This window comes from Kitasatospora sp. NPDC058965 (assembly GCF_042741245.1).
Taxonomy (GTDB): Bacteria; Actinomycetota; Actinomycetes; order Streptomycetales; family Streptomycetaceae; genus Kitasatospora.
Genome location: NZ_JBHYKG010000008.1, coordinates 1 through 20,668, shown reverse-complemented (window position 1 = coordinate 20,668; position 20,668 = coordinate 1). Strand labels below are relative to the sequence as shown.

Genomic DNA, 20,668 nt, shown 5'->3' with positions numbered 1-20,668 from the left:
TGCCCGGCAGCGGGCACCGTCCGAGGACCCCGGCACGGCCCCACCCCCGTCGACAACCCCGTCAAGGACCCCCAGCAAGGGAGGCACCGCGATGCTCCGCACGCTCATCGTCGGCCTCGGCCGCGCGGGCGCCGGACTGCACCTGCCCGTGCTGCTGAGGCTGCGCCGCACGGCTCCCGGCCCGTTCTCCGCCGCCCCGGTGCTCGCGGTGGACCCGGCCGTCGGCGGGCCGCCCGCCGGGACCGCGCCGGAGCTGGAGCTGCTCCCCTCGCTCGCCGCCGCCCGCACCCGGCTGGACCCGGCCCGGACCGTGGTGCACGTCTGCACCCCGCCGCGCGGGCGCGCCCGACTGGTCGCCGAGCTGGCCGGCCTGGGCTTCGACCGGCTGATCCTGGAGAAGCCGCTGGCCTCCGACCCGGCCGACCTGGCCGAGCTCGCCGCACTGGTCCAGCACCACCGCCTGCAGGTCGCCGTGGTGGCCCCCTGGCTGGCCAGCACCCTCACCGACCGGCTGACCGCCCTGGTGCTCGGCGGATCGCTCGGCGACCTGCACCGGATCGCGGTCCGCCAGCACAAGCCGCGGTTCCGCCGGTCGCTGACCACCGACGGCCACCCCACCGCCTTCGACGTCGAACTGCCGCACTCGCTCGGCGTGGTGCTCCAGCTGGCCGGCGACGCGGAGGTCACCGCCGCCTCCTGCCACGACCTGCGGGTGGCCGGCCGGCTGCACCCCGCGCTCGGCGGCGCCCGCCTGCGGCTGGCCCACCACAGCGGGGTGCGCTCCGAGTTGGTCTCCGACCTGACCAGCCCGGTGCGCGAGCGCCGGATCACGCTGCGCTTCGCCCGCGGCACCGCGATCGGCCACTACCCGGGCAGCGCCGACGACGAGTACGCCCAACTGCGCGTCAGCGCCCGCCGGTCGGACCGGCGCGAGGTCTTCGCCGACGACTCGCTCGGCAGCTACCTGCACCGCAGCTACGTCCGCTTCCTGGCCGGCCCGCTGCCGCCGGAGCGGGAGTTCGAGCCCCAGCTGCGGGCGGTGCGCCTGCTGGGCGCAGCCAAGTCCTTGAGCGGAGCCACGGCCGACACCAGCGAACGGGAGCTCACCTGTGTCCACTGACCTGCACCCCGGCAGCACCACCGCCCACTCCCCGCCCGGGCGGGTGATGCGGCGGATCGGCTACTGCGGGATCACCGACGAGGCCGCCGCCGAACTCGCCGGGCAGCTCACCGCCGCCCGTGAACTCGGCTGGCAGGCGATCGAGTTGCGCACCGTCGACGGCCAGCCGCTGGACCTGCTCAGCCGCCCCGCGTTCGCCCGCGCCGCCGCCCGGATCGCGGACGCCGGCCTGGCGGTCCCGGTGATCGCCTCCCGGATCGGCGGCTGGGCCCGCCCGATCAGCTGCGACCTGGACCAGGAACTGGTCGAGCTCACCGTGCTCGCCGACCGCTGCGCCGCCCTCGGCAGCCGCTACCTGCGGATCATGTCCTACCCCAACGACGCGCTGCCCGACCAGGAGTGGGAACGCGAGGTGCTGCGCCGGATCCGGGTGCTGGCCCGCCGCGCGGCCGACCTGGGCGTGGTGCTGCTGCACGAGAACTGCTCCGGCTGGGCCGGCGGGAACGGCGAGCGGGCGCTGCGGCTGCTGGACGCGGCCGGCCCCGAGCACTTCGGCCTGCTCTTCGACACCGGCAACGGCGCGGCCCACGGCTACCGGGCGCTGGAGCTGCTGCGCACCCTGGCCCCGTACGTGCGGCACGTCCAGGTGAAGGACGCGGTGGTCCGCGACGGCCGGGTCGAGTACCGGGTGCCGGGCCGGGGCTCGGCCGAACTGGTCGACTGCCTGCGGCTGCTGCTGGACACCGGCTACCAGGGCCACCTGTCGATCGAGCCGCACCTGGCGCACCGCCCGCACGAGGGCTTCCGGGCGCCGGCCGCGGTCTGCCGCGCCGAGTTCGCCGCCTGCGGGCAGGCGCTGCGCACCCTGGCCGAGCAGGCGGTGGCCGGCGAGCCCGGCTGGCGCACCGGTCCGGCCGGCCTGGAGTGGGCGCCGTGCTGAGCCGGGCGGACCACCACCTGCTGCTCGACCTGCTGGAGCTGCCGACCGCGGGGCCGCTGGAGGATCCGGCCGGGCCGGTCGAGCTCTGGCAGGCCCAGCGGCGCTACGCCGCGGCCGCCGCCGAACTCGGCTTCGCCACCGTGCAGCACGCCGCGCCCGCCCCGCGCTGGGCCGAACTGCCGGACGTGCCGGTGCCGGTGCGCGCCGCCGCCGCGGCCGACCCGGCCTTCCTGGCCGGACAGCCCAGCCTGCTGCTGCGGTTGGGACCGGCCCGGGAGCGCGAGCGGACCGTGATGTTCAACGTGCACCTGGACACCGTCGCGGGCCGGCAGCCGGTCCGGTTCGCCGACGGGACGTACCACGGGCGCGGCGCGGTGGACGCCAAGGGGCCGGCGGTGGCGCTGCTGGCCGGCCTGCGGGCCGCGCTCGCCGCCCGCCCCGAACTGCCGTTGCACACCAGCGTGCTGATCCAGGCGGTGGCCGGCGAGGAGGGCGGGGCGCTGGGCACCCTCGGCACCCGCCCGCTGGTCGAGCAGGGCCACTACGGCCGGCTCAACGTCTTCTGCGAGCCCACCGGCAACCTCGCGCTGACCAGCAGCACCGCCGCGATGACCGCCCGGGTCCGGGTGGTGGGCCAGGACGCGGTGGACGACCAACCGGGGGCCGGCCACAACGCCACCGTGCTGCTCGGCTTCCTGGCCCAGCACCTGGCCGCCACCGTGCAGCCGGGCGACGGGCGGATCTGCGTCGCCGGCCTGCACACCGGCCACCTGCACAACCGGGTCTACGGCCAGGGCGAGTTGCTGCTCAACCTCGCCTACCCCGACCGCGCCACCGCGCAACGGCTGGAGCGGGCGGTCACCGAGGCGCTGGTCGACGGGCTGCGCGCCTTCGCCGACCGGTTCGCCGCCAACCCGCTGCTGGCCCGCACCGCGGTGGACGCCCGCCGGATCACCCGGCTGGACTGGCTCAAGCGCGGCCTGCCCGCGCTGGAACCGCAGGTCGGCGAGGCCTGGCTCGGGCGGCTGCTGGCCGCCGCCGGACTGCAGCTGTGGCCGATCGACCGGCCGGGCTTCACCTGCGACGCGATCTGGCTGGCCCAGCGGCCCGGCACCGGCACCGTGGTGCTCGGCCCCGGCACGCTGGCCGGCAACCACGCCCACGCCGACGGCGAGTACGTGCGGGCCGCCGAACTCGCCGCCTTCGCCGAGTCGATCAGCACGCTGCTGCTGGCCTTCGACCGGCCGCCCACCCTCCCGACCGTCCCGCACCCCCAGGAGCCGCACCCCGTATGCCCCTGACCGCCACCCTCGAAGGCGACGGCGCCCGCCTGGGCGCCGCCACCGCCGCCCGCCCCGGCCTGCTGGTCCGCTACCCCGAACTGCTGCGCTTCACCGCCGAGGTGTTCGCCGCCCGCGGCCTGACCGCCGCCCGGGCCCGCACCGCCGCCGAGGCGCTCTGCTACGGGGACCTGACCGGCCTGACCTCGCACGGCCTGGCCAACCTGACCCGGCTCTACCTGCCGCTGCTGGACGACGGCCGGGCCGACCCGGCCGCCGAACCGCAGGACCTGGCCGACCTCGGCGCCGCCGTGCTGCGCGACGACCGCCGGGCGCTGGGCCTGTGGGCCGCGCCCGCCGCGATGGACCTGGCCGTGGAGCGGGCGGCCGCGCACGGGATCGGCCTGGTCTCGGTGCGCGGCGCCACCCACCTGGGCTGCGCCGGCTTCCACACCCTGCGGGCCGCGCGGCGCGGCATGATCGGGCTGCTCGCCGCCAACTGCGGCCGGCAGCGGATCGCCCGCCCGCCGGGCGGCCGTCCGGCACTGCTCGGCACCAACCCGCTGAGCGTGGCCGCCCCGGCCGGCGACCGGCTGCACCCCTTCGTCCTGGACATGAGCACCACCGCGGTGCCGACCGGCCGGATCCGCGCGGCGGCCCGGGCCGGCCAGGCGGTCCCGGAGGGCTGGCTGGCCGGGGAGGACGGCGCGCCGGTGACCGATCCGGCCGCCTTCGACCGCGGCGAGGCGCACCTGCTCTGGCTGGGCGGCCGGCCGGAGACCGGGGCCTACAAGGGCTACGGCCTGGGCCTGGTGGTCGAGGTGCTGGGCGCGCTGCTATCCGGCGCGGGCCTGGGCCCGGCCGCGGAGGCGCTGGCGGGGGACGGCGGTCCGACCGGCCGGGACGACGACATCGGCTACCTGGCGCTGGCGATCGCCCCGGGCGCGCTCCGCTCCGGGGCCGACTTCGCCCGCGAGGCGGCGGGCCTGTTCGCCACCCTGCTGGACTGCCCGCCGGTGGACCCGGCCGCGCCGGTCGGCTACCCGGGCCACCCGGAGGGCGAGCTGGCGGCCCGTCAGCAGATCGGCGGGGTGCACCTGTCCCCGGCCCGGTTCCAGGAGCTGACCGAGCTGGCCGCGGCCACCGGCCTGACCGCGCCCCGGCCGATCGGCGGTGCGGCATGAGGCGCGCGCCCCGCCGGGTGGCGGTGATCGGCCTGGGGGTGATCTCCCGGTTCTACCTGGCCGCGATCGAGGCCGACCCCGGCTTCGAGCTGGCCGCCGTCTGCGACCTCGACGAGGCGGCGCTGGCCACGGCCCCGGCGGTGCCCGGCCACCGCGACCACCGCGCGCTGCTGGCCGCCGTCCCCGGGCTCGACGCCGCGATCGTCACCGCCCCGAACGACGCGCACTACGAGCTCTGCCGGGACCTGCTGGCGGCCGGGGTGCCGGTCTGCGTGGAGAAGCCGCTGGCCACCGAGCCGACCGACGCCCGGCGGCTGGCCGCGCTGGCGGCCGGGCGGTCCACCGTGCTGTTCACCGCCTTCCACCGCCGCTACAACCAGCCGCTGCTGGACCTGCTGGCCCGGCTGGACCAGCCGGTGCGGCAGCTGACGGTGCGCTACTTCGAGCGGATCGAGGAGCACATCGGCCGGGACCGCTGGTACCTGGACCCGGTCCGGTGCGGCGGCGGCTGCGTGGCGGACAACGGGCCGAACGCCTTCGACCTGGTGCGCCTGGTGCTGGGGGCGGAGCCGGCCGTGGTCCGTGCCACCGTGGACCGCGACCGGACCGGGCTGGACCGGCAGGCGGTGGTCGAGCTGGCCACCGACGAGGCCCGGCCGCGCCGGGCCCGGGTGGAGCTGGACTGGTCCTACCCGGGCGAGCTGAAGGACGTGACGGTCACGCTGGCCGACGGCACCGTGCACCGGGCCGACCTGCTGGCCGGGCACCCCGGGTTCAAGGAGTCGCTCTGGCACGAGTACCGGGGCGTCCTGGCCGACTTCGGCGCCGCGCTGGACCACCCGCGCCGGCACCGCGACGGCGGCCCGGCCGCCCTGGAGCTGGTGCACGCCGCCTACCGGCTGGCCGGCGAGCAGGCCACCCACATCGCCATCCGCATCCCCGAGGAGGTCCGATGACCGAGCTCTCGCACCAGGTCGGCGCGCGCGAGGACGGTGCCAAGCGGGCGGTGGCCGGCGAGCTGGTCAAGGTGCTGGTGCACCGGCGGGAGGACCGCGGCATGACGGTCGAACCGTACGCCAGCCGCTGCGTGCGGGCCGGCGAGCTGCACGAACTGGTCAGCACCGACCTGTCCGAGGCGCAGCCCGGCACCCGGGTGGACCGGGTGGGCTTCCTGGGCTTCACCGAGATCTCCCGGGCCGGGGTGATCGACCGGGGCGACACGGTCTGGATCGGCGGCCGCCCGGTGGGCACGGTGCTGGGCTTCGACGCCTGCCACTTCCCCAACCACTACAACATCCTGATCAGCACCGGTGAGCCGGTGACCGGGGAGGAGTTGGGCCTCGCCCCCGAGGCCGAGGTGCGGTTCACCCAGCGCTGACGGCGCCGGGGAAGAATTCAGCGGAGCCGACGACCCATCAGCTCCGCTGAGGGGGCAGCCGACTCGGGGGGACTAGTCGGCTGCCCCGGCGGAGTTCCCCAACCCAGCGCCGCATCAGGGGGAAGCACGCGGCGCCCGGTCCCACAGCGGGGAGACTCCGGACTCGTGCACCGGGGATTCCTGCCAGCTCCTCGGTACGTCAACCATCCTGCCGCCGGGGCCGCGACGGATCATCCGCACAACGACCCGAGTCGCGGGGACCTTCGTCCTGTCGAGTGAACGCGTCCCTCACCTCATTGCGCCGAACGGTGGATAAGCTGCGCTCTGGACCCGGGTGGGGCGGACGGCGAAGGCGGCGATGGGGATGGCACAGGCAAGGAAAATCGGCATGTACCTCCTGCTGATCTTCGTGGTGTACACGATCATCCACTCCCCCGCCCGCGCGGCGGAGCTGGTCCAGTCGGGTTTCGTCGGCATCTCGGAGGCGGCCAAGTCGGTCGGGGAATTCATGACCGGCCTGGTCAAATAGCGGGCACCCCGACCACCCGGCCCGGGCGCCGGGTTACCGTGTCGGGGTTTTCCACCCTCGCCCCGCCAAGGAGCCTCCCGTGATCCGCCACCTGGTCCTGTTCAAGCTCAACGAAGGCATCGCCAAGGACGACGAGCGCGCGCTCGCCGCCGCCAAGGGCTTCGACGGGCTCGACCAGCAGATCCCCGAGCTGCTCGAGTGGCAGACCGGCTGGAACGTGAGCCCGCGCGACGTCGCCTACGACTTCGCGATCAACAGCCTGTTCGCCGACCAGGCGGGCCTGGCGACCTACGCCACCCATCCGGCGCACGTGGTCGTCGCCCAGCAGTGGCGCGAGATCGCCACCCTGGTGGTCGCCGACTTCGAGGTCTGACCGACCCGCGCGACCGGCCCCGACGGTCGGTCGCACACTGACGACCCTGCGGCCCCCCGCCGTCCGACGCCTCCCCGTGCGGCGTCCGGGCACCCGGGGGGCCGCTGCACGTCCACCCCGCACCGGTCAACGGTCCGTCAACACGCCTCCGGGCGGTGCTTGAACGGACCACGCCCGGCTTGTGATGCTATGACCGATTTTGCCGGGCAGGACAGGGTGGTGACCGAAGAGGGGGTGGCGCGTCCGTGCGGATCCAGGACGACCCGCGGGCGGGCACGGACAACGGTGCGGCGGCACGACCCGCCGCACCCCGCGAACCGGTGGAGCCGCCGCACGACCCGGTGGCGCCGCCCCGGGAGCCGGTGGACCCCGCCCACCCGCCCGCAGCGCCGGAGCGGGCCGAGCCGACCGGCGACGGCGGCGGCCCGATCGACGTGCGCACCCTGACCCGGGTGCTCTTCGAGCGGCTGGCCGAGCTGCCGCCGCACGCCCCCGAGCGGGAGCAGGTGCGGGCCGCGCTGATCGAGGTCAACATCCCGCTGGTGCGCTACGCCGCCACCCGGTTCCGCAGCCGCAACGAGCCGATGGAGGACGTGGTCCAGGTCGGCACCATCGGCCTGATCAACGCGATCGACCGGTTCGACCCCGGCCGCGGGGTGCAGTTCCCCACCTACGCGCTGCCGACCATCCTGGGGGAGATCAAACGTTACTTCCGGGACAACGTGCGCACCATGCACGTGCCGCGCCGGCTCCAGGAGCTCTGGGTCCAGGTCAGCGGGGCCATGGAGGAGTTGACCGTCACCCACGGACGCACCCCCAAGGTGCCGGAGATCGCGGCCAACCTGCGCATCCCGGAGGAGGACGTGCGGGCCTGCCTGGACGCCGGGCGGGCCTACAACGCCGCCTCGCTGGAGGCCGCCCAGGAGCACGAGGGCGGGCTGGCCCTGCTGGACCGCCTCGGCTACGAGGACTCGGCCCTGACCGACGTGGAGCACCGCGACATGGTGCGCCACCTGCTGGTCCAGCTGCCCGAAAGGGAACGCCGGATCGTGATGCTGCGCTTCTTCGCCAACCTGACGCAGTCGCAGATTTCGCACGAGCTCGGCATGTCGCAGATGCACGTCTCGCGACTGTTGTCCAGGATCTTGACCAGGTTGCGAACCGGGAATTCCTGGGACGAGTGAGCACAGACGGGGCATAGCTGCGCGTTACCGCCATGTGACATCTTGCGACGTTCGGGTTTGCGGCCGACGCTGTGCCGGTAATCAAGCGTTTGGGGGACGCCGATCATTCGGCGCGTACCGGGGAACCGCCGAGCGGAGGCTCCCGTTGAACCTGTCACGAGGGGGTGGGTGCATGTCCGCAGAGCTGGACGGCGCGAAGATCCACGGCGGCACGGCGGTGGCGGAGCAGGAGCCCCGACCGGCCGGCGGCCCGCAGCCGGCGCAGGCCCAGCCGACGCCCCCTCAGCCGACGTCCGTTCAGTCGCCCGCCCCCACCGCGACCCTGGACACCCGCACCCTCTCCCGCTCGCTCTTCCGCCGCCTCGCCACGGTGGAGCCGGGCAGCGCCGAGCACAGCTACGTGCGCGACACCCTGATCGAGCTCAACCTGCCGCTGGTGCGCTACGCCTCGGCCCGGTTCCGCAGCCGCAACGAGCCGATGGAGGACATCGTCCAGGTCGGCACCATCGGCCTGATCAAGGCGATCGACCGGTTCGACCCGGACCGCGGGGTGGAGTTCCCCACCTTCGCGATGCCCACCGTGGTCGGCGAGATCAAGCGCTTCTTCCGGGACACCAGCTGGTCGGTCCGGGTCCCGCGGCGGCTGCAGGAGCTGCGGCTGGCCCTGACCAAGGCCGGCGAGGAGCTCTCCCAGCGGCTGGACCGCTCCCCCACCGTGGCCGAGCTGGCCGAGTGCCTCGGCGTCAGCCAGGAGGACGTGGTGGAGGGCCTGGCGGTGGGCAACGCCTACACCGCCAGCTCGCTGGACTCGACGCCCGGCGAGGAGGACGGCGACGGCCCGCTGGCCGAGCGGCTGGGCTACGAGGACCTGGCGCTGGAGGGCGTGGAGTACCGCGAGTCGCTCAAGCCGCTGCTGGCCAAGCTGCCGGCCCGGGAGCGGCGGATCATCATGCTGCGGTTCTTCGGCAACCTGACCCAGTCCCAGATCGGCGAGGAGATCGGCATCTCCCAGATGCACGTCTCCCGGCTGCTCACCAAGACCCTCACCCAGCTGCGCGAGGGCCTGACCAGCGAGTCCTGACGGTCCGTACCGGCGGGCGGCGGCCGGCGGGTGCGACCCGCCGGCCGGCCCGGGGCCCGCTCAGTCGTCGCCGAGCAGGTTCGCGCGCAGCCCGTCCAGCACGGCGTCGTCCAGCCCCAGGCCCGCGCGCCAGAACTCCTCGAAGCTCGGCCAGCCGGCCGCCACCTCCGCGAAGGCGGCCTCCAGGTAGGCGGCGTCGGCCCGGAACAGCGGCAGCAGCAGCGCGGGCTCCTGCATCAGGCCGCGGGTGTGGAAGCTGTCCAGGATGGTGTCGATCAGCGCGCCCGAGCGGACGTTGGTCAGCAGGTAGTCCTCGAAGACCGCCGACCGGTCCACCCCGAGCGCGGTGAGCAGCAGGGCCGCGGTCCAGCCGGTGCGGTCCTTGCCCGCGGTGCAGTGGAAGAGCACCGGCGGGTTCTCCGGCGCCGCCAGCAGTCGCAGCACGGTGGCGAACCGGCTGCGCGCCACCGGGTCCGTGACGAACCATCGGTACAGACCGGTCATCATCTCCGCCGCGCGGCCGTCGCCCAGCAGCTCCCGCTGCTTGACCGGGTCACGATCGGCCAGCGCCTGGCGCAGCGCCACGTAGATGTCGAAGCCCGCCGCGTAGACGGGCAGGTGATGGAGAGTGACGCCGCCGTCCGGCGCGGTGACGCTCAGCGGCTCGGCGGCGTACTCCACCGATGTGATGTCCGCCACAGGCAGGCCGGGCACCCGGTCCGGTCCGGCCTCCCGGACTTCGTCCAGGCTGCGCAGGTCGACCACGTGCCGGACGCCCAGCTCGGCGAACGCGGCGTGGTCCGCCTCGGTCAGCCGGTTCAGTCCGTCGCTGCGCAGCGCCACCCCGACGCGCAGCACCCGGCCGTCGGCGGTCCGGTAACCGCCGAGGTCGCGGGCGTTGACCGCACCCGGGAGCCCCAGGCTGCGCGCGGCCAGTTCGTCCACGGCCGGGACCTCGTGCTCGGACTGTTCGGTCACTTGGGCTCCTCCGGTCAATCCCGACTCCTGGCGCACCAGAGTACGAAGTGCGCCGGCCCGCCGATTCGACGACCCCGGCGTGCACGGGGGGGCTTCTGCGCGCCCGTATACGACATGTTTCACCAGGTGAGACGCATTCATACAGCGCAAATTGTCATGACCCAACCCGACTTAGCGGGACATTAAGTCCGGCTTAACAACTTTCCGGTGTCCAAGGTGGCACCAAGGTGAACGTCTATGACAGATTGGCTGCACTATCACTCGTTCGGCCCATGCACCCGGTATTCCTGGCCCACCATGGTCGGCAGTGACGCGCACGGCTGACCGTGCGATGCGGGGGACACACGTACAACGGGTGGATGCACGGGGGCTCTCCACCCTCCTCAGGGGAGGAACACCACATGGGTCGAGTGACCCGTCGGGCTGCCGCGTGCGCGGCAGCCGGCCTGCTGGCCATGGGCCTGCAGAGCACGACCGCGTTCGCAGCAACGCAGAACCGAATCGACCTCACCGTGCTCGTGGTCGACGACGGCGGTCCCGCCGTCGCCGCGATCACCGCCGAGCTCGCCAGTGAGGGCACGCCCTACACCGTGGTCAAGCTGTCGGACCCCAACCGGCCGCAGATCACCACGGCGTTCCTGAGCGACACCGTCAACGGCACGCCGCGCGCCAAGTTCCAGGGCGTCGTCATGCCGAACGACAACCCGTTCGCCACGGGCTCCACCGAGATGGCCGCGCTGGCCGCCTACGAGGCGCAGTTCGGCATCCGGCAGATCGACGCGTACACCTACGCCCGTCCGGACGTCGGCCTGAACTGGGCTCAGAACCCCGGCTTCATCGGCACCCTGGACGGCATGCAGGGCGCCGTCACCTCGGCCGGCACCGCCGGTCCGTTCGGCTACCTCAAGGGCAGCGTCCCGTTCGAGGACAACGACCCGAGCGTCAGCGAGAGCTACGGCTACCTGGCCACCCCGCTCACCACGCTGCCGACCGGTGCGAGCTTCACGCCGCTGGTGGACATGCCGATCCCGAACTCGACCTCGCGCGGGTCGCTGGTCGGCGAGTACAGCCACGACAGCCGCAAGGAACTGGTCGTCACCTTCGTCTACAACCAGTACCAGCAGCAGTACCGGCTGCTGGCGCGCGGCATGGTGGACTGGCTGACCCAGGGCATCCACCTCGGCTACGACCGGAACTACTTCGCGCTCCACGCGGACGACCTGTTCCTGTCGGACGACCGCTGGGACACCAACCTCAAGTGCACCCCCGGTGACGTGACCTGCCAGCCCGGTACGCCGGCCGACAGCAGCCCGATCCGGATGACGTCCGACGACGTGAACTACCTGCTGCAGTGGCAGAAGGCGAACAACTTCACGATCGACTGGCCGTTCAACGGGTACGGCAGCGAGGACTACCTGTCCAACTCGGGTGCCACCACCGACGGCCTGCTGACCTCGGTGCTGGCGAACCAGTCCCAGATGAAGTTCATCAACCACACCTGGGACCACCCGTTCCTCGGGTGCCAGCAGGACGTCAGCGTCGTGCCGTGGAAGTGCAAGACCGACGCCTCGGGCAACATCCTCTGGGTCAGCCAGGCGGACATCCAGACCGCGATCCAGAAGAACATCGACTGGGCCAAGCAGCAGAACCTCACCATCGACCCGACCGAGCTGCTCACGGGTGAGCACTCCGGGCTGGTGACCACGCCGCAGCAGCCGGTGGACAACCCGAACCTGGCGCCGGCGCTGGCCGCCGAGGGCATCAAGTGGACCGGTTCGGACGCGTCGCGCGAGTCCGGCCAGCGCTACGTCGGCTCCACCCTGACGGTGCCGCGGTACCCGATGAACGTGTTCTACAACGCGGGCCACACCAACGAGGAGGTGGACGAGTACAACTGGATCTACACCAGCAAGGCCAACGGCGGCAGCGGTGTCTGCGAGACCTCCGGCAACTCCACCTGCCTGGCGGCCCCGCTGAACACCAGCACCGGCTACGCCTCGTACATCGTCCCGCTGGAGACCCGGATCGACCTGGGCCACGTGCTCAACAACGACCCGCGGCCGCACTTCGTGCACCAGTCCAACTTCGCCGAGGACCGGATCGCCTACCCGGCGCTCAACAGCATCCTCGGTACGTACAACAACCTGTACAACAGCTCCGCCCCGATCGTGAACCTGCGTGAGGCGCAGATCGGCCAGGAGCTGCAGAAGCGGGCGGCCTGGTCCACGGCCGTCACCACCGGCAAGGTGACCGCGTACCGGATCGGCAACACCGTCACCATCCAGGCGCCGTCCGGCGTCCAGGTGGAGGCCACCATGCCGAACGGCACCGTTCAGAACCAGCTGCTGGGCTCTACCGCGTTCGGTACGGCCTACGCCGGCACCCTGTCGGGCTGGGCCGCTCCGGGCACCTTCCAGAGCTCGGTCACGCTGACCCTCAGCTCGGGCGCCGCCCCGGCCACGGTCAGTGCCGGCGCCGCCAAGGTCGCGCCGTCCACGGTGAAGACCGACAGCACCGCGCCGAAGGCCGTGGTCCCCTCGGGTGCCGCCAAGCCGGTCTCGGCCGGCCCGGGTGACACCAAGGGCACCAAGGCCAAGTCGCTGGTCCCGACCAGCGGCAAGCAGTAACAGCTAGAGAGCACCAACCCACCGGTGCGACTCGTCCGCCAACGAGTCGCACCGGTGCGGCGCCCGGCCGCCACCGGGTGCCACCGATGGGGGGAGAGGAAGCAGGATGCGCGTCACCTTGCTCACTGAGGGGACGTACCCGCACGCACACGGCGGGGTCAGTGTCTGGTGCGACCAGTTGGTCCAAGGCATGCCCGACGTGGAGTTCGACATCATCGCGGTGACCGGTACCGGCGCCGAGGAGCTCGCCTGGGAGCTGCCGCCGCAGGTCAGAAGTGTGACCCCGGCTCCGCTCTGGGGCCCGGCCGCCGGTGGCAAGCCGCCGCGCGGGCGTGAGCTGCGCCGTTTCCTGGACACCTACGAGCGGTTCCTCCACTCCCTCATCGACCCCGTCTACGCCTCCCACTTCGGCACCGAGCTGTACAGCTTCGCCGATCTGGCCCGCCGCGGCCTGCTCAGCCCGGCGCTGCGCACCGAGGGCGCGCTGCGCACCCTGCAGGGCGTGTGGACCCGGCCGTACCTGCCCACCGCGGCGGCCGCCCCCACCCTGCACGACGCCCTGCACGCCACCGACCTGCTGGAGCACGCACTGCGCCCGCTCAGCGTCGAGCCGCCCCACCACGGGGTCGCGCACGCCGTCAGCGGGGGCCTGGCCGCTCTGCCCGGCCTGATCGCCTCCCAGCAGTACGCCGTACCGTTCCTGCTGACCGAGCACGGCATCTACCTGCGCGAGCGCTACTTGGGCTACCGCACCGGGCCGTACCGCTGGCCGGTCAAGGCCCTGCTGCTCGGCTTCTACCGGATGCTGGCCGAGGAGAGCTACGCCCAGGCGGCGCTGGTCACCCCCGGCAACCGGTACAACCGGCGTTGGGAGGAGCGCGGCGGCACCCCGGTCGAGAACATCCGCACCGTCTACAACGGGGTGGACCCCGACCTCTTCCCGGCCGCCGGCCCGGAACCGGCCACGCCGACCCTGAGCTGGGCCGGCCGGGTCGACCCGATCAAGGACCTGGAGACCCTGATCCGCGCGTTCGCGCTGGTCAAGGCCGAGATACCCGACGCCAAGCTGCGGCTGTTCGGCGGCACCGCGCGCGGTGCCGAGGGCTACCGGGACGGCTGCGTCGCGCTGGCCCAGGAGCTGGGCCTGGGCGACTCGGTGGTCTTCGAGGGCCGGGTCGAGCTGATCCAGGACGCGTACGCGGCGGGCAACATCGTGATGCTCTCCAGCATCAGCGAGGGCTTCCCGTTCACCCTGATCGAGGCGATGTCCTCGGGCCGGGCGACGGTCTCCACCGACGTCGGCGGGGTGCGCGAGGCGGTCGGCGACACCGGCCTGGTGGTCCCGCCGCGCGAGCCGGAGCCGATGGCCAAGGCCGCGCTGGAGCTGCTGCGCGACTCCGAGCGGCGCACCCGGATGGGCGCGGCCGCCCGGCTGCGGGTGATCGAACAGTTCACGCTCCGCCAGAACATCGACGGCTTCCGCGCCATCTATACTGAACTCACCGCCGGGCAGCGGAACTTGACGGTCGTTCAGAACGATGCGGAGGGGGCGGCGTGAGCGGTCCGCTGCGGCTGGTCCCGGACGAGGGCACACCCGGCTGGGCCGAGGAGACGATGCGGCTGCGTACGCTGCCGCGTCGGCGCCGGCCCAAGCTCGGCTCGCCCACCGAGCCGGAGCACCCGCCGGTCTCCGCCGACCCGCTCGACGAGCTGGCCGACCGGCTGGCCGAACTGTGCGCCGACGCGGTGCACCCGTACGAGATCGCCGCGTTCCTGGAGTCGGACGGCCTGACCGACGAGCAGGCCGCCCTGCTCTACGGCCGGCCCGACGCCTTCACCCTGGCGGAGGAGCTCTTCGCCAAGGTGGACCGGCGCTACCCGGGCCCGGTCAGCTCCGACAACCCGTGGCGGGCCGACCCGTGGCGCTGCGTGCTGCGCGGGCTGGTCTTCGCCCTGCCGGGCCTGGCCTACCTGCTCGGCGCCGACCTGTTCGCCCCGCACCGGATGCGCTTCGGGATGCCGTCCGGGATGGCCGCGACCGCCGCGGCCACCCTGGTCAGCTGGGCCTGGAACCAGGCGCTGGCGCACCGGGCCTACGCCTGGCTGAGCCGGACCGACCGGCACCGGGCCGGCCTCACCCTGCTGATCGGCGCCCCGGCGGGGGCGCTGCTGGCCGGGGGCACCGGCTGGGTGCTCGGCGGACCGCTGGCCGCGCTGCTCTTCACGCTCGGCCAGTCCGGCTACCTGGCCGCGGCCACCGTGCTGCTGGTGCTGGGCCGGGAGAAGCAACTGCTGGTCGCGCTGGCCCCGTCGGCGGTCGGCGCGCTGCTGGTCCACGTCGTCCAGCTGCCCGGGGCGGTCCGGGCGGCGATACTGCTGGCCACCCTGGCCACGGCGGTCGGCCTGGCCGGCTGGGACCTGCTGCGGTGCAGGCGCCTGCCGGCCACCGACCAGTCGAGCCCCAGCTGGTCGACCACCCTGGCGGCCGGGCTCTTCGGCCTGGGCGTCGGCACCCTGACCATGATCGCGGGCCTGGGCGCCACCCTGCACCACGCCGTGAGCCCCGGCGCCCCGGCGGTGCCGAACTCGGCGGCCGCCGGTCCCGCGCTGGTCGCCCTGACCCTGAGCCTGGGCCTGGCCGAGTGGCTGCTGTACCGCTACCGCTCGCTGGCCACCACCGCACTGCGGGTCAGCCTCAGTCCCGGCGACTTCCGCCGCCGCACCGCGCTGGCCCTGGCCGGCTGCCTGGGCGGTTACCTCGCCGCCGTGGCCGCGCTGGACTACGCGGTCACCCCGCTGTGGGCCTCGGCCCACCTGATCAGCCCCACCCAGCTGGCCGCCCTGCTGCTGCTGTCCGCCGCGCTGTGGACGGCACTGCTGCTGCAGGCGCTCTCGGTGGCCTGGCGCACCGCCGGGCTCGCCCTGGCGGCGGCCGGCTTCGAGATCCTCACCCTGCTCGTCGGCGGTGACCCCGTGACGGCCCAGGTCTACGGCTGTGGAGCAGCAGCCGTCGCCCTGGTCCCGGTCGCCGTCGTCGTGCTGGGGCGCACCACGCGTCACCGCTGAACCTTTCCCACACACCACACGACAGAAGGCAGCACACCGACATGACGACCGTCGCAGTCACCGGGGCCGAGGGATTCATCGGCTCCCACCTGGTCGAGCACCTGGTCGCCCACGGGCACCGCGTCCGGGCCATGGTTCAGTACAACTCCTTCTCCTCCTTCGGATGGCTGGAGACCCTGGACCGGGACACCCTGGACTCGGTGGACATCGTGCTCGGCGACGTGCGCGACCCCGGTTCGGTGACCGGCCTGGTCAAGGGCACGGAGGCGGTCTACCACCTCGCCGCGCTGATCGCGATCCCGTACTCCTACCAGGCACCGCACTCGTACATCGAGACCAACGTCACCGGCACCCTGAACGTGCTGGAGTCGGTGCGCCACCTGGACATCCCGCGCCTGGTGCACACCTCCACCAGCGAGACCTACGGCACCGCGCAGACCGTGCCGATCACCGAGGACCACCCGATCAACACCCAGTCCCCGTACGCGGCCTCCAAGGCCGGCGGCGACCGACTGGCGGACAGCTACCACGCGAGCTTCGACACCCCGGTGGTGACGCTGCGCCCGTTCAACACCTTCGGCCCGCGGCAGTCGATGCGCGCCGTGATCCCGACCGTGATCGCCCAGATCGCCGCCGGGGAGCGCGAGATCACCCTGGGTGACCTGCGGCCCACCCGCGACTTCATGTTCGTCAAGGACACCGCCGCCGCGTTCCACGCGGTCGGCACCGCGCCGGCCGAGACCGTGGTCGGGCGCACCTTCAACGCCGGCACCGGCGGCGAGATCTCGGTCGGCGACCTGGTCACCCTGGTCGGCAAGCTGATGGACGTCGACCTGACGGTCCGCGAGGACGCCCAGCGGATCCGCCCGACCAACTCCGAGGTGATGCGCCTGGTCGCCGACGCCAGCCGGCTGCGCGCCGCCACCGACTGGGCGCCGGCCCACTCCCTGGAGGCCGGCCTGGAGAAGACCATCGCCTTCTTCCGCGACCCCGCCAACCTGGCCCGCTACAAGACCGACCTGTACAACGTGTGACCCAGTCTGAGCACGTTCCGACCCTGAACAACGTCCAGCTCTGAGCACGTAAGACACAGTCCAGTCGACTTCGTGGGGGAGACCACATGCACGCAGTGATCCTGGCCGGCGGCAAGGGCGTTCGGCTGCGCCCGTACACCACCGCACTGCCCAAGCCGCTGGTGCCGATCGGCGACCAGCACGCCATCCTGGAGATCGTGATGCGGCAGCTCGCCGCCGCGGGCTTCAAGACGGTCACGCTCGCCATCGGCCACCTGGGCCACATCATCCGCGCCTACGTCGGCAACGGTTCGCAGTGGGGGCTGCGGGTCGGTTACGCCGTCGAGGACACGCCGCTGGGCACCATGGGCCCGTTGCTCACCATGCTCGACCGGCTGCCCGACAACTTCCTGGTGATGAACGGCGACATCCTCACCGACCTGGACTTCGCCGGGGTGCTCAAGCACCACGAGGACTCCGGTGCGCCGCTCACCATCGCCACCTACGCGCGCGAGGTGAAGATCGACTTCGGTGTGCTGACCACCGAGCGCGGCAGCATCACCGAGTTCCGCGAGAAGCCCAGCTACGACTACCGGGTCTCGATGGGCGTCTACGGCGTCTCGCGCAACGCGCTCGCCAAGTACCAGCCCGGCCTGCCGCTCGGCTTCGACGAGCTGGTGCTGGACCTGCTGGACGCCCAGACCCCGCCGGCCGCCTACGAGTTCAACGGCTACTGGCTGGACATCGGCCGCCCGGACGACTACGACCGCGCCAACGCGGAGTTCGCGCTCCGCCGCGACCTGCTGCTGCCGCACGAGGCCGCGCAGCCGCCGGTCGCCGTGGCCGTGCCCGAGCCCACTGTGATCCCGAGCCAGCCCGCCGCCGCGCCGATCGAGGTGCCGCAGCTGGCCGAGGCGGTCGCCGACGGGCGGGCCGCGTGAGGATCCTGCTGCTGGGCGGGGACGGGTTCCTCGGCCGGCACGTCGCAGCCGCGCTGCGGGCCCTGCCCGCAGCGGAGCTGCGCACGGCCGGCCGGCGCCCGGACCACGACCTGCCACTCGACCTGACTTCCTGTCAGGTCGAGCCGTTGGCCGCCGGGCTGGCCGCACTCGCTCCGGACGTGGTGGTCAACTGCGCCGGGGCGGTGTCCGGTTCGGCGCTGTACCAGACCGAGGTCAACGCCCGCGGACCGGCCGTGCTCGCCGAGGCACTGCAACTGGCCCGGCCCGCGGCGAGGTTGGTCCACCTGGGGTCGGCCGGCGAGTACGGGCCGACCGAGCACGGCAGCTCGCTGACCGAGCAGAGCCAGCCGCGCCCGCTGGGCATCTACGGGGTCAGCAAGCTGGCCGGCACCCTCGCGGTGGCCGAGTCCGCCCTGGACGCGGTGGTGCTGCGGGTCTTCAACCCGCTGGGTCCCGGCTCGCCGACCGCCTCGCTGCCGGGGCGGCTGGCAGCCGAACTGGCCGCGGGGACGGGCGAGGTGATCACCCTGGGCGACTTGAGCGCCTACCGCGACTTCGTGGACGCCCGCGACGTGGCCACGGCGGTCACCGCCGCGGTCACCGCCCCCGGGCCGCTGCCGCGGATCCTCAACGTCGCCGGCGGACGGGCCCAGCCGGTCCGCGCGGTGGCCGAGGGCCTGGTCGCGGCGGCCGGCTTCACCGGCGAACTGGCCGAGACCGGCGCCGGTTCGGCCCGCTCGGCCGCGGTCTCGTGGCAGCAGGCCGACATCTCGGCCGCCCGCGAGGCACTCGGCTGGCAGCCGGCCCACCAGCTCGCCGACAGCCTGCGCGATCTGTGGCAGGCCGTCGCCGGGACCGCCGCGACCGCCGGGGCACGATGACCGGCACCGTCACCGCAGCCCGCCTGCTGGTGCCGCTGTACGTCCACCCCGCGGTGGACCCGGCGGCCTGGCAGGCGGTCACGGCAGCAGGACCCGAAACCGTGCGGGCCGTGGTGCTCAACGTGGCCGACGGTCCCGGACCGGCACGCGAGCCCGCCTTCGCCGAGGCCGCCGCCGGGTTGGCCGCCGCCGGGATCGAGGTGCTCGGCTACGTGGACACCAACTACGGCAGCCGGCCGCACGCCGAGGTGGTCGCGGAGATGCTCAACCACCGCGACTGGTACGGCACCACCGGGGTCTACTTCGACCAGGCCGCCACCCACGCGGCAGCCGTCCCGCACTACCGGCGGCTCGCCGTCGCAGCCCGGGCAGCAGGCTGCGCCACGGTCGCGCTGGGACACGGAGACCACCCCGAACCTGCCTATGCAGAGCCTGAGTTGAGTGACATCCTGGTCACCTTCGAGGGCAGCCTGCTCAGTTACCAGGACCTGGTGCTGCCGCTGTGGACCGGACACCACCCGGCCGAGCGGTTCTGCCACCTGGTCTACGCCGTCCCGTCCGACCGGGCCGAGGCCACCGGCGCGCTGATCGCCTCCCGGCGGGCGGGCACCGGGTGCGTGGTGGCCGGCACCGGGTCCAATCCCTGGGACGGACTGCCCTACGGGCTCTTCGGGCCGACCTCGGCCAGGAGCAGGTCCGCCATTCCCACGCCAGCTCACCCGACCGCTCCGGAGCGCTCGCTGTGACCAGACGTTCCGCCGCCCTGGTGGCGGCCCTCACCCTGACCACCGCGCTGCTCGCGAGCGCCTGCGGCAGCAGCGGCGGGGGTGACGACGGGGACGCCGACCTCCCGCCGCAACCGGCCCCCTCGCTCTCCGACAGCCCCACCGACTCGCCCTCGGCGACGGCCTCCGGATCACCGTCGGGGTCGGCGTCGGCCTCGGGCCCGGCGAGCCCGGGGACCCCGGGCAGCTCCGCCCCGGGCCGCCCCGGCAGCTCGCCGAGCACGCCCGGCACCACCGGTGCGGTCTGGCACCCCGCACCCGGCACCGCCTGGCAGTGGCAGCTGGGCGGCACCGTGGACCAGTCGGTGGACGTGCCGGTCTACGACATCGACGGCTTCGAGAACAGCGCCGCCGTGGTCGCCGCCCTGCACGCCAAGGGCCGCAAGGTGATCTGCTACATCAACGCCGGCTCGTGGGAGGACTACCGCCCCGACGCCGCCGCCTTCCCCAACGCGGTGGAGGGGGCGGGCAACGGCTGGCAGGGCGAGAAGTGGCTCGACATCCGGCAGTTGAACGTGCTCGGCCCGCTGCTCGGCAAGCGGTTCGACATGTGCAAGCAGAAGGGCTTCGACGCGATCGAGCCCGACCTGATGGACGCCTACGCCAACAAGAGCGGGTTCCCGCTCACCGCCGACGAGCAGTTGGCCTTCAACCGGATGGTGGCCAAGCTGGCCCACGACCGGGGCCTGGGGGTCGCGCTCAAGAACGACCTCGACCAGATCCCGCAGCTGGTCAACGACTTCGACTTCGCGGTCAACGAGCAGTGCGCGGAGTACTCGGAGTGCGACAAGCTCACCCCGTTCATCCAGCAGGGCAAGGCGGTGCTGCACGTGGAGTACAACGTGCCGAACGCGTCCTACTGCGCGCAGTCCAAGCAGTTGCAGCTCAGTTCGATGGAGAAGCACCTGGAACTGGACGCCTGGCGCCAGCCCTGCTGACGCCGCGTCCGGTTCCGGTGCCGGTCCGGCTACCCGTCGGGTGACCGCGGTTACTTGACGGCGAGCCAGACCACGCCGACCACGACCACCAGGGCGACGATCGCCCCGATGACGAGGACGCCGCTGCGGTTGCCGCTGCCGGCGCGGTGCACCGACACGTTGCTCTGGGTCTGCGCCGGAGGGGTCTCCACGAAGGCGCGGAACATCTGGGTGCTGCCGGCGGGGTCTTCATAGTTCTCAGCCATGGCAGGGACTCTAACCAATCCGACCAGTCCCGGGACAGCCCGGACCCCTCGGGCGGGTGACGGACCGCCGAACAGCAGCGCGGGCCCCGTCCACAGGCTGTGGA

Annotated in this window: 19 protein-coding genes and 1 pseudogene; 18 read left to right on the top strand and 2 right to left on the bottom strand. The window is 73.2% G+C overall.

The genetic code is table 11. The features are described 5' to 3' along the window. Positions 1-91: 91 nt before the first annotated feature. The 10 genes from ACFW1A_RS02800 to ACFW1A_RS02755 all read left to right on the top strand — a co-directional run bounded on the left by ACFW1A_RS02800 (position 92) and on the right by ACFW1A_RS02755 (position 9,069). The gene (locus tag ACFW1A_RS02800; RefSeq protein WP_380402960.1) at positions 92-1,120 is read left to right on the top strand and encodes a Gfo/Idh/MocA family oxidoreductase; all 1,029 of its coding nucleotides are present in this window, start codon (positions 92-94) and stop codon (positions 1,118-1,120) included. After that, positions 1,110-2,060, top strand: coding sequence for a sugar phosphate isomerase/epimerase family protein (locus tag ACFW1A_RS02795; protein ID WP_380402957.1), 951 nt, complete (start codon positions 1,110-1,112; stop codon positions 2,058-2,060). The genes ACFW1A_RS02800 and ACFW1A_RS02795 overlap by 11 nt, the downstream gene beginning before the upstream one ends. After that, positions 2,054-3,361, top strand: coding sequence for a M20/M25/M40 family metallo-hydrolase (locus tag ACFW1A_RS02790; protein WP_380402954.1), 1,308 nt, complete (start codon positions 2,054-2,056; stop codon positions 3,359-3,361). Before ACFW1A_RS02795 ends, ACFW1A_RS02790 begins: the two co-directional genes overlap by 7 nt. Further along, positions 3,352-4,524, top strand: a complete 1,173-nt coding sequence (locus ACFW1A_RS02785) for an Ldh family oxidoreductase (RefSeq protein ID WP_380402951.1) — start codon at positions 3,352-3,354, stop codon at positions 4,522-4,524. The genes ACFW1A_RS02790 and ACFW1A_RS02785 overlap by 10 nt, the downstream gene beginning before the upstream one ends. Continuing rightward, entirely contained in the window at positions 4,521-5,480 is a 960-nt protein-coding gene (locus tag ACFW1A_RS02780; protein ID WP_380402948.1) for a Gfo/Idh/MocA family protein, read from the top strand. The genes ACFW1A_RS02785 and ACFW1A_RS02780 overlap by 4 nt, the downstream gene beginning before the upstream one ends. Further along, positions 5,477-5,902 (top strand): DUF6917 domain-containing protein, encoded by a 426-nt coding sequence (locus tag ACFW1A_RS02775; protein WP_380402946.1) that lies wholly within the window; start codon positions 5,477-5,479, stop codon positions 5,900-5,902. Before ACFW1A_RS02780 ends, ACFW1A_RS02775 begins: the two co-directional genes overlap by 4 nt. 388 nt (positions 5,903-6,290) lie before the next feature. Then, positions 6,291-6,431: a hypothetical protein gene (locus tag ACFW1A_RS02770; RefSeq protein ID WP_380402943.1), complete on the top strand. Its 141-nt coding sequence runs from the start codon at positions 6,291-6,293 to the stop codon at positions 6,429-6,431. Positions 6,432-6,510: 79 nt separating this feature from the next. Next, entirely contained in the window at positions 6,511-6,804 is a 294-nt protein-coding gene (locus ACFW1A_RS02765; RefSeq protein WP_380402940.1) for a Dabb family protein, read from the top strand. A gap of 251 nt (positions 6,805-7,055) precedes the next feature. Beyond that, the gene (locus ACFW1A_RS02760) at positions 7,056-7,988 is read left to right on the top strand and encodes an RNA polymerase sigma factor SigF (protein ID WP_380403078.1); all 933 of its coding nucleotides are present in this window, start codon (positions 7,056-7,058) and stop codon (positions 7,986-7,988) included. A 172-nt stretch (positions 7,989-8,160) separates the two neighbouring features. Further along, positions 8,161-9,069 carry a SigB/SigF/SigG family RNA polymerase sigma factor gene (locus ACFW1A_RS02755; RefSeq protein WP_380402937.1) on the top strand — a complete coding sequence of 303 codons (909 nt, stop codon included), beginning with the start codon at positions 8,161-8,163 and terminating at the stop codon, positions 9,067-9,069. A 60-nt stretch (positions 9,070-9,129) separates the two neighbouring features. Here ACFW1A_RS02755 and ACFW1A_RS02750 read toward each other — a convergent pair whose 3' ends face one another. Then, a complete protein-coding gene (locus ACFW1A_RS02750; RefSeq protein WP_380402934.1) occupies positions 9,130-10,047 on the bottom strand; it encodes a tyrosine-protein phosphatase in 918 nt (305 codons plus the stop codon). Between the two features lie 401 nt (positions 10,048-10,448). On the opposite strand from ACFW1A_RS02750, the gene ACFW1A_RS02745 reads away from it, so the two are divergent. From ACFW1A_RS02745 to ACFW1A_RS02710, 8 genes and pseudogenes are all read left to right on the top strand, one after another. Beyond that, a complete protein-coding gene (locus ACFW1A_RS02745) occupies positions 10,449-12,674 on the top strand; it encodes a hypothetical protein (protein ID WP_380402931.1) in 2,226 nt (741 codons plus the stop codon). A gap of 106 nt (positions 12,675-12,780) precedes the next feature. Next, entirely contained in the window at positions 12,781-14,232 is a 1,452-nt protein-coding gene (gene pelF / locus ACFW1A_RS02740) for a GT4 family glycosyltransferase PelF (protein ID WP_380402928.1), read from the top strand. Beyond that, a complete protein-coding gene (locus ACFW1A_RS02735; protein WP_380402925.1) occupies positions 14,229-15,740 on the top strand; it encodes a hypothetical protein in 1,512 nt (503 codons plus the stop codon). The genes pelF and ACFW1A_RS02735 overlap by 4 nt, the downstream gene beginning before the upstream one ends. A 41-nt stretch (positions 15,741-15,781) precedes the next feature. Then, positions 15,782-16,774 (top strand): SDR family NAD(P)-dependent oxidoreductase, encoded by a 993-nt coding sequence (locus ACFW1A_RS02730; protein WP_380402922.1) that lies wholly within the window; start codon positions 15,782-15,784, stop codon positions 16,772-16,774. 86 nt (positions 16,775-16,860) lie between these two features. Next, positions 16,861-17,562 (top strand): annotated as a pseudogene (locus ACFW1A_RS02725) (NDP-sugar synthase); the annotation flags it as partial. Between the two features lie 128 nt (positions 17,563-17,690). Continuing rightward, positions 17,691-18,596 carry an NAD-dependent epimerase/dehydratase family protein gene (locus tag ACFW1A_RS02720; RefSeq protein WP_380402916.1) on the top strand — a complete coding sequence of 302 codons (906 nt, stop codon included), beginning with the start codon at positions 17,691-17,693 and terminating at the stop codon, positions 18,594-18,596. Then, positions 18,593-19,342, top strand: a complete 750-nt coding sequence (locus ACFW1A_RS02715) for a spherulation-specific family 4 protein (RefSeq protein WP_380402911.1) — start codon at positions 18,593-18,595, stop codon at positions 19,340-19,342. The genes ACFW1A_RS02720 and ACFW1A_RS02715 overlap by 4 nt, the downstream gene beginning before the upstream one ends. Continuing rightward, positions 19,339-20,319: an endo alpha-1,4 polygalactosaminidase gene (locus ACFW1A_RS02710; RefSeq protein ID WP_380402908.1), complete on the top strand. Its 981-nt coding sequence runs from the start codon at positions 19,339-19,341 to the stop codon at positions 20,317-20,319. The genes ACFW1A_RS02715 and ACFW1A_RS02710 overlap by 4 nt, the downstream gene beginning before the upstream one ends. Before the next feature lie 50 nt (positions 20,320-20,369). On the opposite strand, the gene ACFW1A_RS02705 is transcribed toward ACFW1A_RS02710, so the two are convergent. Further along, positions 20,370-20,564 carry a hypothetical protein gene (locus ACFW1A_RS02705; protein ID WP_380402905.1) on the bottom strand — a complete coding sequence of 65 codons (195 nt, stop codon included), beginning with the start codon at positions 20,562-20,564 and terminating at the stop codon, positions 20,370-20,372. Positions 20,565-20,668: the final 104 nt, after the last annotated feature.